Annotated in this window: 13 protein-coding genes; 7 read left to right on the top strand and 6 right to left on the bottom strand. The window is 45.1% G+C overall.

Features of this window, described 5'->3' with window-relative positions:
- Window positions 1–106 precede the first annotated feature (106 nt).
- From malQ to QUA71_RS14755, 4 genes are all read right to left on the bottom strand, one after another.
- Complete coding sequence (malQ, locus tag QUA71_RS14740) at window positions 107–1,615, bottom strand: 4-alpha-glucanotransferase (RefSeq protein WP_333285990.1); 1,509 nt, start codon at window positions 1,613–1,615, stop codon at window positions 107–109.
- 464 nt (window positions 1,616–2,079) lie between these two features.
- Entirely contained in the window at window positions 2,080–2,205 is a 126-nt protein-coding gene (locus QUA71_RS14745; RefSeq protein ID WP_006633094.1) for a photosystem II protein Y, read from the bottom strand.
- A 207-nt stretch (window positions 2,206–2,412) separates the two neighbouring features.
- On the bottom strand, window positions 2,413–3,171 hold the full coding sequence (locus QUA71_RS14750; protein ID WP_190659384.1) for a MinD/ParA family ATP-binding protein: 759 nt from the start codon (window positions 3,169–3,171) through the stop codon (window positions 2,413–2,415).
- 74 nt (window positions 3,172–3,245) lie between these two features.
- Complete coding sequence (locus QUA71_RS14755) at window positions 3,246–5,033, bottom strand: CHASE2 domain-containing protein (protein WP_333285993.1); 1,788 nt, start codon at window positions 5,031–5,033, stop codon at window positions 3,246–3,248.
- A gap of 336 nt (window positions 5,034–5,369) precedes the next feature.
- Here QUA71_RS14755 and QUA71_RS14760 point away from each other — a divergent pair, with 336 nt between their 5' ends.
- From QUA71_RS14760 to QUA71_RS14780, 5 genes are all read left to right on the top strand, one after another.
- Entirely contained in the window at window positions 5,370–6,110 is a 741-nt protein-coding gene (locus QUA71_RS14760; protein WP_333285995.1) for a DUF928 domain-containing protein, read from the top strand.
- A 141-nt stretch (window positions 6,111–6,251) separates the two neighbouring features.
- Complete coding sequence (locus QUA71_RS14765; RefSeq protein ID WP_333285997.1) at window positions 6,252–6,986, top strand: DUF928 domain-containing protein; 735 nt, start codon at window positions 6,252–6,254, stop codon at window positions 6,984–6,986.
- A 218-nt stretch (window positions 6,987–7,204) separates the two neighbouring features.
- Window positions 7,205–7,999 (top strand): HAD hydrolase-like protein, encoded by a 795-nt coding sequence (locus QUA71_RS14770; RefSeq protein ID WP_333285999.1) that lies wholly within the window; start codon window positions 7,205–7,207, stop codon window positions 7,997–7,999.
- Between the two features lie 411 nt (window positions 8,000–8,410).
- Window positions 8,411–9,628 (top strand): DNA double-strand break repair nuclease NurA, encoded by a 1,218-nt coding sequence (locus QUA71_RS14775; protein WP_333286001.1) that lies wholly within the window; start codon window positions 8,411–8,413, stop codon window positions 9,626–9,628.
- Between the two features lie 144 nt (window positions 9,629–9,772).
- Entirely contained in the window at window positions 9,773–9,991 is a 219-nt protein-coding gene (locus QUA71_RS14780) for a hypothetical protein (protein ID WP_006633087.1), read from the top strand.
- A gap of 101 nt (window positions 9,992–10,092) precedes the next feature.
- Here the strand turns inward: QUA71_RS14780 and QUA71_RS14785 are convergent, their stop codons facing one another.
- Complete coding sequence (locus QUA71_RS14785; RefSeq protein WP_333286002.1) at window positions 10,093–12,141, bottom strand: ABC transporter ATP-binding protein; 2,049 nt, start codon at window positions 12,139–12,141, stop codon at window positions 10,093–10,095.
- A 444-nt stretch (window positions 12,142–12,585) separates the two neighbouring features.
- Here QUA71_RS14785 and QUA71_RS14790 point away from each other — a divergent pair, with 444 nt between their 5' ends.
- Together QUA71_RS14790 and QUA71_RS14795 are read left to right on the top strand one after the other, a co-directional pair.
- Entirely contained in the window at window positions 12,586–13,125 is a 540-nt protein-coding gene (locus QUA71_RS14790) for a GNAT family N-acetyltransferase (protein WP_333286004.1), read from the top strand.
- 52 nt (window positions 13,126–13,177) lie between these two features.
- Window positions 13,178–13,699, top strand: coding sequence for a GNAT family N-acetyltransferase (locus QUA71_RS14795; RefSeq protein WP_333286006.1), 522 nt, complete (start codon window positions 13,178–13,180; stop codon window positions 13,697–13,699).
- 70 nt (window positions 13,700–13,769) lie between these two features.
- Here QUA71_RS14795 and QUA71_RS14800 read toward each other — a convergent pair whose 3' ends face one another.
- Entirely contained in the window at window positions 13,770–15,092 is a 1,323-nt protein-coding gene (locus QUA71_RS14800) for a tetratricopeptide repeat protein (RefSeq protein WP_333286008.1), read from the bottom strand.
- Window positions 15,093–15,098: the final 6 nt, after the last annotated feature.

The raw sequence follows: 15,098 nt of genomic DNA on the forward strand, positions 1-15,098 counted from the left end.
GGAATAGGTAATAGCTGGCAGTCCACAGCTTTTAATTAGAATGTCCGTCTTGATTGACTTCTTAGCCATTACCCCTTACCCATTACCAACTGCCCCTTCTCCACTATCAATGTTTATTAGGAGCGCGCCCGGAGATGTAAGTCATGGTTTTGAGCCGATCGCGCACTTCCCCATTCAAAGCTTCAGGTCGATACCGCCAGCCCCAATTTCCCTCTGCTTTCCCAGGAAAATTCATCCGCGCGTCTGTATCCAAACCCAACAAGTCTTGATACGGCACAATTGCCATATTAGCTACCGACATCCAACCCATGCGGATTAAAGACCAGTGAATTCCTTGGGGATCGATGCAGCCCAAATAACGATAAACTTCCTCTCTCTGGTAGTCTTGGAGTTGATTGAACCATCCGACAGTAGTGTCGTTGTCGTGAGTGCCGGTGTAGACTACGCAGTTGCGATCGTAATTGAAAGGCCAAAAAGGATCCTCGGATCCAGCGCCGAAAGCAAACTGCAAAATCTTCATTCCCGGAAACTCGAACCGATCGCGCAAAGCTTCCACTTCAGGAGTAATTACCCCTAAATCCTCAGCGATAATCGGCAAGTTGCCAAACTTCTCATTAATTACATCCAACAAAGCTGTTCCCGGCGCTTTAATCCACTCTCCGTACATAGCAGTTTCTTGTCCGCGCTTCACCGCCCAGTAAGCCTCAAATCCTCGAAAGTGGTCGATCCGAGTCACGTCTACATAAGAGAAAATCGCTTCAAAACGCTGCACCCACCACTCAAAATTATTTGCTTGCAACTTCTCCCAATTGTATACCGGGTTCCCCCACAATTGACCTGTATTGCTGAAGTAATCCGGGGGAACTCCCGCCATTAAAGCTGCTTCTCCGGTGGCTTCATCCAAGCAAAATATTTCTGGATGAGACCACACATCCGCGCTGTCGTGAGCTACATAAATCGGAATATCCCCAATAATTTTAATGTCCCGCATATTAGCATAGCTTTTCAACTCCGTCCACTGGCGAAAAAACTCAAACTGGACGTATTTGTAGTAATAAATCTCAGCATTTAGCTGCTGGCGCCACTTCTCTAGGGACTGTGGTTCTCGACGGGCAATTTCTGGTTCCCAATTGTTCCAGCTAACACCGCCAAAGTGATCTTTTAGTGCCATAAATAAGGCGTAATCTTCCAGCCAATTCTCTTTGCTTTCGCAAAAACCCGAGAATTCTTTTTGCTGGATCGGGGATGCTTTGGTTTTGAAGTTTTCGCAAGCTTTTTTAAGCAAAGGCACTTTCAGCGCTATCGCCCGCTCGAAGTCTACATAATCCAGCGGAAATTCTGGCAAATTAGCAAAGTCTTCATCTGCGAGCAATTGCTCGTCCCGCAGCAGTTCTGGGTTAATTAGCAGCGGATTTCCCGCCATTGCTGAATAGCACGAATAAGGAGAATTGCCGTATCCTGTGGGGCCCAGCGGCAATAGCTGCCAGTATTGCTGGTCGCTCTCAACTAAAAAGTCAATAAAGCGATATGCTTCTATTCCCATGTCCCCAATGCCAAATCGACTGGGAAAGGATGTGGGGTGGAGTAGTATGCCGCTCGATCGGGGAAAAAGCATAATCTATCTAAAGATATAGGAATTTAACATTGACAATTTGACCTATCTTCCCTACCCGTTAAACTTCGCAGTTTTTAGGGCGATTGTCAGGGCAAATACTTTTGTGATTGTCTCATATTTTCTGCGATAACGTGCTTACCAAATATTTTTATTGGACTCTACTCAGGAGTTATGACTAGAGTTCAAAACATCACAATCCGGAGTTACGCGATCGCCCTGCTTTCACAGCTAGGTTTTTTTACCCAGGATCGTTTGCTGGAACAAAATATTTTGCTTGAGCGCACCCGGTTTCTGCTTAATTTTTAAATCTAACTTCTCTTTTGTTTTCGCCCCATCTCTCTGCAGTCGTAAATTCCCCGCCAAAAATCAGCCATCACTTAAGCAGAACCAATGCACAAATCAGCCGGCTGTTTTTGTATCTCAAAAAACAGTCGGCTGAGGAATTACCTGAAAAGAGGCTGAGTTTAAGCTTGCTTGTTCAAAAATTTCTGCACTTGTTTGAGAGCTATACTGCCGATGTTGTAGGCAGCCCAGCCGCCCGCCAACAATACGGGCATCAATACTATTAGTATGCGGAAGTCAAAATCCATGAGTTCTCCTCCTAAAGTTTTTTAACAAATTCTCATAATCTATTTGTATCTCATTTTGTCGCCATTCTCCTGACTCTTTAACCAAATATTGTCGGCTTTAAAAGTTCCTCCGCCGCTAGCAGCCGGATACGCAGGAGGACATCGCTCCGCAAGAATTCAGAGCGAAAGTGAAACTTCTGGGCGGGCGATCGGCATTCGCTGCACAAATTATCTCACAATGTGTTTCGCAATCCCTTCCACAACCTTTGTTAGAGGGTCGTTAGGGAAGTGCAGCGCAAACACTCCCTTGCTGGCGAGCAGCATCATCTGGTCGCTGTGGGGCAGTACCCCTGCCACTGGGATGTTGTAAATACTCTCTACTTGCTGCTTCAAATCCTCGAAATCCAGGGATTCTGGGGCTTTATTGATCGTCATCAAAATCTTGGGAACTTCTAATTTGCGGGCCACATCTACCGTGACAGCCGTTCCCTGAAAATCTTGCTGATCCGGACGCAGAATCAGCAGCAGGATGTCGGAAATGGTGATGCTGAGGAGGGTTTCTTCGTTGAGCCCCGGGTGCGTGTCTATAAATAGGTAGTCTAAGTTCAAAACCTCGATCAGTTCTTGAAAGCCGTCGGTAAGCAGTCCCACATCGTAGCCTTCCCGCAAAACTCGCGCTATCTCCCCTGCTTTAATGCTCGAAGGAATCAGGTAAAGGTTGCCGTTACTGGTTAATTTTGGCAGCAGCGAACTCACATTGTAGGCCGTATCCGCGATCGGACACCGGCCCCACAGGTAATCGTTCAGGCAGTGATCCATGTTGCTCTCGCTGAAACCGAACAGCACGTGAATCCCCGGTGATTGAATGTCTGTGTCCACAATGGCGACCCGATTTCCGTCGCGAGCGATAATAGATGCCAGGTTTGCTGTCGTGTTCGATTTGCCAGTTCCGCCCCGGTAAGAGTGGACAGAGATGATTTTGGACATGATCTGCGTATGAGGGTAAGAAACTGCGAGAACCCATTATGATGCAATTCTCGATGATGCAGGCGAGTTGTCTGTCATTCTTCCTTGCCCCCCAAATCCTCCTTGTCAGTTAAACTATCAATTTTTTCATCTTTTATGCTCTTTTGTGCGCCCCTGCGCTGCCGCATCTGTTTGGCTTTGGCTTGCAAATCGCTGAACTCGTCATCCGGTTTGGTTTCGGCTGAACTAGCACCGCCGCCCGCATCGATCGCACCCGTTTGAGAGCCGCTTTCCGATTCAGTCACGGGGGCGCGCTGCTTCTGCTGTTTGGCTTTTTCCTGCAACTGAGCTAGGTATTCGTCTGTCTGACTTTCGGCCTTGGGAAGCTCTGGGGTACTTGCAGTTATTTCTTGGGGTTCGGAAGGTACTTTTTCAGAGGTTTCTTGTTTGCTAATTCTCAGTTTATCTTTCTTTTGCTGCAATTCTTTAAAGAAATCAGATTCTGTGATTTCTGCGACTTGCTGTTCTTTTTTGGCTTGGTCTATTTCGATTTTGAAGACTTGTTTTACTCGATCGCTAATTGCTTTCCCGTATCCGGCTTTATTAAATCTCTCTGCTGATACAATGCTACCGCCAGTTAAGATTAATGCTAAGGCTGGCGCTGCCACAGGCACCCACCCTCCCAACAGAAAAATCCCAAAGCCGATGGCGCAACACCCGGACAGCAGTGCTCCGAATGTCACTGTCAATTTCGCTGGGTGAGCCATCCGCGATGCCAACGTTCCTCCCACAATTGACCATCCCGAAATCCACAGGATTTCTGCCCATTCCGGCCAAAACCATAACATCGGTCTGTTGTCTAAAACTGCACTCAAAATTTGGCTGACTACTTGTGCGTGTGCCACGATACCAGGCATGAATTGGTTGCTTTTCTGTCGCCCACTGTAAGGAGTATAAAAGAAATCTTTAACGGTTTCTGTGGTATAACCGATGAGCACTATTTTATCTTTAACTAAATTTGGGTCAACTTTCCCCTCTAAAACATCCGTAATTCTGACTTGGTTGGCAACTTGCCGCCTGGAACGATAGTTAATTAATATTTGATATCCCCTGACCTCGGTATTTGTGTATCCTCCGTCATTGCTTGCTAGTTGTTTTAATTGGGTTTTTCCCAGCCATAAAGATTGATCTGGTGCCATTTCGGGAGAAATTTTTTGCCCTTGCAGGTAGTGGAGTGCTATCTGGAGGTTGAATGAAGCTAAAACTTGAGAGTCGTCATTGCAAAGATGTTTGTCTACCGAGGATTTGCCCTCAATTGTCGGTGGTTTCATAAATAATAAAGCCTTGCGGAGTATGCCACCCGCATCGACTCCGAAATCTGCAAATCCCACCCGGTTTTCTGCCAGCCCCGGCGCAGGCGGAGAACCAGGATTGTCCGGGCTTCCGTCGGTAACTAAACATACCCCGATAATGCGATCGCTTTTTTGTAAAATTTTAGTTAATTCCTGGCGCCCGTCTCCTAAAGGTACGTCTCGCAGTACATCTAAACCGATGACTGCCGGCTGCATTTTTTCTAGTTTTTGTAATATTTCAGCTATTTTGCGATCGGATATCGGCCACTGTTTCAGTTTCTGAATGTCTGCTTCGGTAATCCCCACAACTAGCAAGCGCGAGTCTGGCTTTTCGTCGGGACGCCACCTCACCATTTGGTCATAAGCGCTTAATTCTATTGGTTCGAGTATTCCTAGCTGTCTGGCGCCCATCAAGGATAATGTTACTGCCGCGCTGGCAATTAATACAGACTTAGCCAATGCTAGTGATGGTTTATACATTTGACTCAATTGAGCCGCTGCCGATCGAATTTTGTTAGATATTTTACTCATTATCCCAGCATAAAAGTTTGACTCGTTTCTGGAACAGCAGTTGTTTCACATTGCCCGCCTGCTGGAGACTTCCTCCATCTTAGAACACTCGGAAACTCCGACCGCTTTGTTACAAAAATTTACAGTATGTGGCGAGCAAATGTATACAATGATACTTGCGATCTAGGCAACCTGATGTTTGCGACAGAGAATCGACTTGCCGCCCGAATTAATTAATGTTATTGATGATATGTCAAGGTTTAAATTGTGTATCTGCGCCCTCGACTAGCAACTCAAAAATATTTGTCGCCATCAGCGAATGCCTGTGTTTGCAATTATAGTGAAAGGTACAACAAAATGAAACGTTTTCTACATCGGGCTACACTTGCGGTCGCCGTATCTGCGATCGCAGCTACCCTACCCAGTTCACTTGCACCGATGCGCGCACAATCCCAGCCGCTTCTGCTGAGTCAAAATGTTAATTTCAAGCCTCCCAACGTAACAGCCCCCGCCAACCGACAAGGAGGCACACATCGCGGCAGCAAGCTTTGTCCAGCGGGTTTATCTATTACTCCTTTAGTGCCTCCAACTAATATCGGTTTAACCCTAACAGAGTCTCCCACAATTTTTGTCTATATTCCTAACACTTCACCCCAAATAGAGTTTACTTTGCTCAACGAAAAGGAGGAGAAAGTGGTCTACGAAAAAACCTTTAAAGTTGACAAATCCGGGATTGTTGGAGTTAGTATTCCTGCTAGCGTGGACAACAACAAATCCCTTGAAGTTGGCAAGCGATACGTATGGTCGTTTTCGATGGTTTGCGACCCCGAAGACCGATCGGCGGATGTAGTTGTTAAAGGGTTCGTGCAGCGAATTGAACCCGAGGCAACTCTCAAGAGTGATTTGGCAAATCCCGACCCGATGACCAGGCTCAACGTTTATGCTCAAAATGGGATTTGGTACGAAACTCTCGCTACTTTAGCCCAAATGCGGCGCCAGACACCAGGGGATGCGAGGCTGACAGCCAAGTGGACGCAATTGTTGCAGTCCCAAGGGCTGGAATCAGTTGCAGCTCAACCACTGGTTGGGCCTCTTTAAATCTCGATATTTCTTGAAGTTTGGTCGATCTTCCCATGGCGATGTGAAAATTGACCGATTTACTCGATCGCGCCCGGGGCTAAAACTCCGGGTTAACATTAGAGATGCGGTCTATAAATATTTATACAAGTTGGTGGAAAAATGAAACGTTTTATATATTTTACTGCACTGGCGATGACTGTATTGGCGATCGCCGTTACTCTCCCGAGTTTGCTTACACCGATGCAGGCTGTGCCTGCACCCATTCTGCTGAGTCAGAATGTTAATTTCAAACCTCCCGATGTAACAGCCCCCGACAACCGGCAAGGGGGGACGCATCGAGGCTGTCAGTTGCGGGAAGGTCTATCCATTACTCCCTTAATACCTGAAAGCAATATTGGTTTAACACTAACCGAATCGCCAACATTTTTTGTATATGTTTCTCAACCCGCAGCTCAAGTAGAGTTTGTTTTGCTAAATGAAGATGAATCCGAAGTAGTCTACGAAACTACTATCAAAAATGACAAAGCCGGAATTGTGGGAGTTAGCCTTTCTGAGAAAGGCAAGACAAAAAATATTGAGGTTGGTAAGCGATATGTGTGGTCGTTTGCACTAGCTTGCGATCCTCTGGAGCGTTCCGGAGATTATATTGTTAAAGGATGGATGCAGCGAATTGAACCGCAGGCAACTCTCAAGAGCGATTTGGCAAATCCCGACCCTATGGCTAAGGTGATTGCTTATGCTAAAAATGGGATTTGGTATGAAACTCTTGCTACTCTAGCCCAAATGCGGCGCCTCGCACCCGATGATTCGCGGCTGACGACCGAGTGGACGCAATTGTTGCAGTCCCAAGGACTAGAATCGATTGCCGCTCAACCGGTAGTTCAGTCTTTTTAATAACGACTGTTCACCAATCATTGCTGAGTTTTTGCATAGTCAATTCTTTAATTCTTCAATCCAGTGACCGAAAGCAGCCAGGGTACAAGCCCCCGTCTTTATCCTGGCACAACCACAAAATAGTATCCGATAACCAGTCCCAGGATTTATCCGTGAGGTCGCTTTCTTCAATTCTTCAATCCAAAATCCAAAATCTAAAATCTAAAATCGATTCACTGATGGCTAATAATTTTCCGACAATTCTAGCTCTTGATTTTGACGGTGTGATTTGTGACGGACTAATCGAATATTTCCAAACCGCTTGGCGTACCTACTGTCAAATCTGGAAACCAGTCGAAACAGTGCCAGATCCAGATTTAGCTTTGAGTTTTTACCGAGTGCGGCCCGCCATCGAAACAGGTTGGGAAATGCCGCTGCTGATCCGCGCACTACTGACAGGAATTTCCCCAGAGCAAATTTTGCTAGATTGGCCCAATATAGTACCGTATTTGTTGACCGAAAATAATTTAAAAGCGCAGTCGGTCGGTGCTATGTTAGACGGATTGCGCGATAATTGGATTGCTGAGGATTTAGCTGGGTGGCTGTCTTTGCACCGCTTTTATCCAGGGGTTGCCGATCGCTTGCACTCGTTGCAGGAGAGTTCGGTGAAAGTGGCGATCGTCACTACAAAGGAAGGCCGTTTTGTGCGGGAACTTTTGCAGCTAGCAGGCGTACAAATGCCGTCAGAGTTGATTTTTGGCAAGGAATACAACAAGCCTAAGCACCAAATTTTGCGGGAATTTTTGGCTGCGTCTGGCAAAGATTCGACTATTTGGTTTGTGGAAGATAGGTTAAAAACTTTGCTGTCGGTGAAGCAGCAGCCGGATTTATCTCAGGTAAGGTTATTTTTGGCTGATTGGGGTTACAATACTTTGCCAGAACGGGAATCTGTGGCTCAAAATCCACCAGTTCAATTGCTTTCTCTGTCGCAGTTTGCCGGAGATTTGGCCGATTGGCTGCCGCTCGAATGTTGATGTTAGATTTGTTTAGACTTGTGATGTTTTTTCGCTTTTCAAAGTCAAAAAAAATCCCAAAATTTTACATCTTTTTTGTTGACTTTTGCGGCGCAGACATGGTATTTTAATATAATCGGATGGTGGCAAAAATAATATTTTTGCCACCATCCGATTATAAGATAAATATAGCAGAAACTCCTCAAAAAAGCAAGGCTATCGAAAAAAAAAAATGTTTTTTTTCATAGACTATTGCAGGTAATCTTGACCTCAAAAACCAGGTTATTTTACTATTTATGGGGGCGCACACGAAGTGTTTTAGTCGCTCAAACCGCCTGTCTGACAAAAAAACAAGCTTCGGAACCAAAAAATTGAAAAGTGTTTTGATAATTTCTCAGCTTGAAAGTTTTCTAATATTGAGACTTAAAACCCATGCTCGATTTAACTAAAGCAGCCAAGGCAATGCAGGGAATGAGCCAACATTTGAATGTGGAAGCTCAGGCCGCTCGCCAGCGTTTGGAAGTGGCTCAGAATTTGCTGGTAAAGGCTGCAGCGGAACAGGAAAAATTGGTGGAATTGCAAGAGAATTGGCGCGATCGCACTTTATTCAATGCTGCCACGCCGATCGAGCCATTGTCCGATCGCACCTACATCACCGCACCCCCCGCCGCCCACACAGTCTTTGCCACAGACGGATCGCAAATTTCCCCCAACCATCACGAAATAGCCTACTGCTACCTGCTAAACGTCGGCACAGTCATGCTGCACTACGGACAAAGCCGCCACCCAGTTTTAGACAGCGTACCCGAAGTTTTCTACAAACCCGAAGACTTGTACGGTTCGCGGCAGTGGGGAATTAGAACCGAAGAATGGATGGGATACCGGCGAGCAGTTTCCGAAGCAATTGCCTTAGCAGAAATGGGCTGCAATTGGGCAAAAGTTAACGACAATAAATTGCCCGCGCCAGCTTTAGCAATGGTAGACGGTTCCCTGATTTATTGGTTTTTGGAACAGTTACCCAGCGAAGCGCGCGATCAAATTTTGCTGCCAATTTTAGAAGCTTGGGACAAGTTGCGTTTAGCAGGAATTCCGCTGTTAGGATACTTAAGCGCTTCTCGCAGCAGCGAAAGCTTATCTTTTTTGCGGTTTGAAGCTTGCACCCACGAAGTACCAGACTGCATGACAAATTGTCCGAACGTCGGATTTGCCGCCACAATTTCTTTCGCCGAAAAAGCACCTTGTCAAGAATTTGAACCTTTGCGGGATGCCATATTGTGGGCAACAATCCTGTCACCGGGACAAAGAAGTCCTTTGTGGAAATCTCAAGCTCGAATTTTAGATTTGTACGGTCTTAATTCCGTCTATTTCTGTTACGTTCACGTTGGCACAGAAATTGCTAGAATAGAAGTGCCGGAATGGGTAGCACAAGATACAGCACAGCTAGATTTAGCATTAGGAATGATGCTGGCTCAAGTACACAAAGGCGGCGGGTATCCGGTGACGCTAGCAGAAGCTCACAATCAAGCGGTAGTCACGGGGGGCGATCGAAGTCGCTTTTTCGCTTTGTTAGAGCAGCAAATGATTAAAGCCGGCTTAAAAAATGTCGGAATTTCTTATAAGGAAACACGGAAGCGCGGCAGTATTGCTTAAAGTAATAAGTAGAGTAGTCCTTGACGTAGAAACCTGGTGTTTACGGAAATACTGCATCCCGGCCTTTAACACAGATAAAAAACCCGGTTTCTCTGGTATTGATACGTAATTTATGTAGACTTTAAATAGAGTTAAAAATGTTATATGCCAATAGAACTAATTATCTTAATTGCTTCGTTACTTGTATCTTGGCTAGTCTTTAATTGGGCGTTTAAAGTGTTGAAAGCCAGCATCGGGACAGCAATTGGTTTAGCAGCAATTGTGCTGACAATGCAGTTATTGTTTGGCATCGGCCCAAATCAGCTTTTCCAACATATAATTCACTTGCCGGAAACCCTGGGGAAAATGATTTCGGGCAAGTGAGCCAATTTTGGATTTTTGATTATTTTAAATACCCGACTTCTTCTAGAAGCCAGGTATCTGGGGATTCCGAAAAGTTTTCGTCTTTCTCCTTCCTTCAGATATTAACTTCCCAGCATTTGCAACTTGTACAAACTGGCATACAACCCTTCTAGCTGCAACAACTCTTCGTGGCTGCCAGATTCTACTAACTGCCCGCGTTTGAGCACTAAAATGCGATCGACATTTCGGATAGTCGAGAGCCTGTGGGCAATAATTATCGCCGTTCTGTCAGCCATCAAACGCTCTAGAGCTTCTTGAATTAAAGCTTCCGTCCCCACATCCAAACTAGCAGTTGCCTCGTCTAGAACTAAGATACTGGGATTGCGAATAGCGGCGCGAGCAAACGCTAATAATTGCTTTTGTCCCCCCGAAAGATTGGTTCCCCGTTCCCGCAATTGCGTATCATAACCTTGAGGCAACTGTTCGATTAACCGGGCAACATTTGTCTTTTCTGCTGCTGCTTGAATTTCCTCAATCGAGTAACTTTCTCCCAGGCTGATATTGCTCTTCACGTCACCAGCAAATAGAAAGCCATCTTGGATAATTACGCCTATGTGCCTGCGTAACTCTGCTTGAGGCAAATCTCGAATATCGACATGATTAACCAGAATCCGTCCTCGGCTAGGTTCGTAAAGGCGACACAGGAGACGGATAATCGAACTTTTGCCTGCACCGGTGGGGCCAACTAATGCTACTTTTTCGCCGGATTTGATGGTGAAATTGAGGTTTTGCAGGACATATTCGTCTTGTTTGTAAGCAAACCACACGTTGTCAAATTGGATTTCTCCCGATTCAGAATTCTGCGATTTGGCATTTTCTCCTCCCCGAAGCTTCGGGGGGTTGGGGGGTAATTGGGGATTGTTAGACAATAAACGATATTCTGAACTTGCTCCATTTTGATGATTATCTGCCAATTCTCGATCGAACGGAGACAAGTTGTAAGCCGTTGCCTCTGGATGTCCAGTTATTAACAACGGTGAATAAGCTTCCCTTCTTCCTTCTTCCCTCTTCCCTCTTCCTTCTTCCCTCTTCCCTCTTCCTTCTTCCTTCTTAGCGCTGGTTGGATCTTTAATTTCGATCGGTTCGTTGAGAATATCGCTAATCCGTTCGACGGCGGTAAATCCTGCTTGAATGGCGGTAAATTTCTCTGCAAATTGTCGCAGCGGATCGAAGAGACGCTGAGCAAATAAAATGAATGCAGACAGAGTACCGAAGTTAAGATTACCGGCTAAAACCCTTTGACCACCCATCCACAAAACGGCTCCAATCGCTACTAAAGCAATCCATTCTAATGTCGCAGATACGGCTGAGTCGTAAAATATAGTTTTGTCAACTGCTTTAATGTAGCGTTTATTGGTGACGCGAAACAATTCTGAGTTGAATCTTTCGCGGCGGAATAGCTGCACTACGCCAATACCAGTTAGGTTTTCTTGCAGTTGTGCGTTGAGATCGGACAGTTCTTCTCGCGTATTGTAATTTGCTATGCGATATTGGTACTGGAAATAAACTATGACTGCGGTAATTGGTATCATCATCAGCACCAACATTAAAGCTAGTTGCCACTGCATGGTAAACATGAAAATGGCAATTACTAAAATTGAAAATAAATCGCTGACAATGCCGATCGCTCCTGAAGAGAAAACCTCTCCCAAAGCTTCTACATCGCTGGTGAGGCGAGTCATTAATTTACCGACAGGAGTGCGATCGAAAAATCTCACTGCGAGCGATGTGACGTGGGCGAACAAATCATTTCTAATATCTGTAGTAATTATTTGCCCTACTTTCGTGACTAAATAGCCTTGAAGTGATTGCAGTGCTAATCTAAGTGTTATAGTTAGCATCAGCAAAATAGCCAAAATATTCAATGCAGCAGATAGCGACAATCCTCGCAAGAATTCGTAGGTAGGTTCCGAGCGAATTACCGAAATTGCCTGTCCGATGAGAATGGGTTGAATTGCTCCTGAGACTGCTAGCGGTACTAATAGTGCGATCGAAATAATCAGCAAGCGTTTGCTGCGGGTTGCATAAGATGCCAACCTCAGAAATAACCGCCAGTCTGTTTCCTGGCCGGATTTGTTTTTGCTGTCTGCTACTGGTGAGGAAATTGTCATCCGATTTTAGATTTTAGATTTTAGATTTTAGATTGCAAAAGCTATTATGCTGCTAACTTCGGCGGCTTTTGCTGAGGATATCGAGCTTTTTTTCGCTGCGCGGCTTGTAGGGCGGGCTGGCGAGATCAGTTCGCTCAGCTTTGAGCAAAAAAGCTGTACAATATATCCAGCTAACAATTGTAGCAAATAGAGTCAGTTAAATTAGGAAATCTTCTACAGAGCCAGCAAATTATCGAACCCGACAGCACTCAGTCGCCCATATTTATTACAACACCGGATACCCGCTCCTTGCCACTTTATGCCTTTAGACATAGAGTTCGCCACTGGTTTTATTTGCTAGTCAAATGCTGGGTTTTCAAAATGCACTTCACTGCCTTGAAGAAATTGATTTTACATTTCACCGTTGCGCCAAGGAAAGTGTATTAGACTTTTTACTGATAAATTATGCAAGAGATAGAGACAGCCCGATTGTATCTGAGACAATTTACGCCCGACGACTTAGATGAGCTGTACCGCATCTACAGCGATTCAGAAGTGATGAAGTATCTGAGCGAAGGCGTCAGAAATAGAGAAGAAACAGCAGCAGACTTATTTCAGATAATTGCTGATTGGGAAAAACACGCTTTCGGTTTGTGGGCTGTTGTCAATAAACAAAACAACCAGTTAATCGGCGACGGGGGGCTTCGATTTTTAAGCAAAACACCTGAAGTAGAAGTCGGTTACGTGTTAGCAAAAGCGTATTGGGGGAAAGGTTTAGCATCGGAAGTTGCAGCGGCCAGCATCAAGTACGGATTTGAAGTATTGAATTTAGAAAAAATTATCGCAGTTGCAGATGCCGAAAACATCGCCTCGCGGCGGGTAATGGAAAAAAGGGGGATGAAATACCAGTATAACTTTGACGCTCCCGATCGCGATCGAGTATATTATTCGATCGCAAGACTCTCATATTTTATTTGGAAGGAAACCCAACCAAAATGTTTGTAGCAAGACTTATCAAAACTGGTATCATAATCTAGTGGTAAAAATTATATTAATCATGCAAGAGATAGAGACAGCCCGATTGTATCTGAGACAATTTACGCCAGACGACTTAGACGATCTGTACCGCATCTACAGCGATCCGGAAATAATGAAATACCTCTCAGGAGTTAGAACTAGAGAAGCAACAGAAATCGCTATTTATACCATGCTCAAACGTTGGGAAGAAAACAACTTCGGGATGTGGGCTGTAGTACATAAAATAGACGGTAAAATGATTGGTCGCTGCGGACTATGTTTTCTGGATGGGACATCGGAAGTTGAGCTGGGCTATGCGCTAGACAAAGTTTATTGGAATCAAGGATTGGCGACAGAAGCATCTTTGGCTAGTCTAAATTATGGATTTGAAATATTAAAGTTAGACAGAATAGTTGCGATCGCCCGCCCAGAAAATATCGCCTCTCAGCGGGTGATACAAAAAGTTGGCATGAAATATGAAAAAAATGCTCATTATTACGAAACTGATGTAGTATATTATTCTATTTCGCGACAAAGTTACCAGTCCAAAGTATCTTCGTAGGGTGTGCATTGCACACCTTACTACTTTTAAATTACTCACATTGCAATTTGTCATTATTGCTTGATGACAACTACGAAGTCCTTTGCAATTGCTTGTTAACTTTTTGAATTTTTTTAGCAAAATACTCTTGTCTGTGTCCCAATCTTTTAGCCACGTCCAACCCTTTTTGATAGGATTCCAAAGCTTTATCGTAAGCCTTCATCTCTTGATAAACTTGACCGATATTGTCGTAAGTGTTCATCAATCCATAGAAATTGTCAGCCCGCTCTTCTAACAGCAACTGCATTTGATAAATCCGCAAAGTCTGCTCCCACTGTTTTTGCGCTCGGTAAAGCAATGCTAATTTATCCAAAGCTTCGCTAGCTTGGGCATACTGTTGAATGGGGACGGCTAAATTGTATGCTTCCTGATAGTATTGAGCTGCTAAATTGATTTGGCCTATGGTTTGATAATCGCTGGCGATCGCAATTTTGATCGGTGGTATAGCACTCGGGTTTTGTAAGTTAAGATACACCGATGCTAGTTTTTCCCTAGCTGCGATCGCCTTTAGGGGTTGTTTCGACTGCTGATAAACGTAGGCCAACTGTCTGAGAGTATCTACCTCAGTTGGAGGAGTTACAGGTTGCGGCGGCGCGCCGTTTCCCGCAACTACAGCAGAAGTTGGCACAGCAGAATTAGCAGCAAATAAAGCGCGGTTTTCCTGAATTAAAGTTGCCAATTCCTCATAGACGGGAGCAGCTTTATCGTAACTCAACCAATTGATGTGAATGAGCCCGATCGCCTTCAAAATCTGACCTTGAGCCAATATATCTTCGTTTTGGCGCGCATTTTCGAGAATTTCTTGGTAAACTTCTACAGTCGGGCCTTTAGCGCGCACCTGCTGAAAAGCCGCAGCGAAGGCGGGGAGCAACTCAGTATTAAGTGGTACTTGGGATTTGACTTCTTTTTGAATTGCTTGCAACCGTTTGGTAATAAGCTGTAGTTCGAGGTTTTTACCGTTACTCCAAGCAACACTTCCCACCCGACTCAAAGCAGCAATTTCCGCCGCAGGCCCCAGATACCTACGCAGCCGCAATTCTCGGAACCAAATTTCAAAAGCACCCGCCCCATCTCCAGCTTGCTGTTTAGCCGCTGCTTCTAAGTTTAACTGCTCCAAAGCCGCTGTCAGTTCGTCCCGCTGAGTGCTGCTCAAAGATTCGTTAGCGGGAGCTAGGGGATCGGGTGTGGTAATTTCTAGAGGATTAGGGGAAAATTGATCGAGGCCTGGCGGATTAGTTTGGGCGCTAGCAATAGAACCAGCACACAGCCACAAGAAAAGCAAGCACCCAATTGGCACAGAACTTCTCATTCTCAAAATTTGGTTGCCGCGATTCGGCATCTCTTCTGGAAACATCAAGTT

The sequence above is a fragment of the Microcoleus sp. MON1_C5 genome (genome assembly GCF_036701875.1).
Classification (GTDB): domain Bacteria; phylum Cyanobacteriota; class Cyanobacteriia; order Cyanobacteriales; family Microcoleaceae; genus Microcoleus.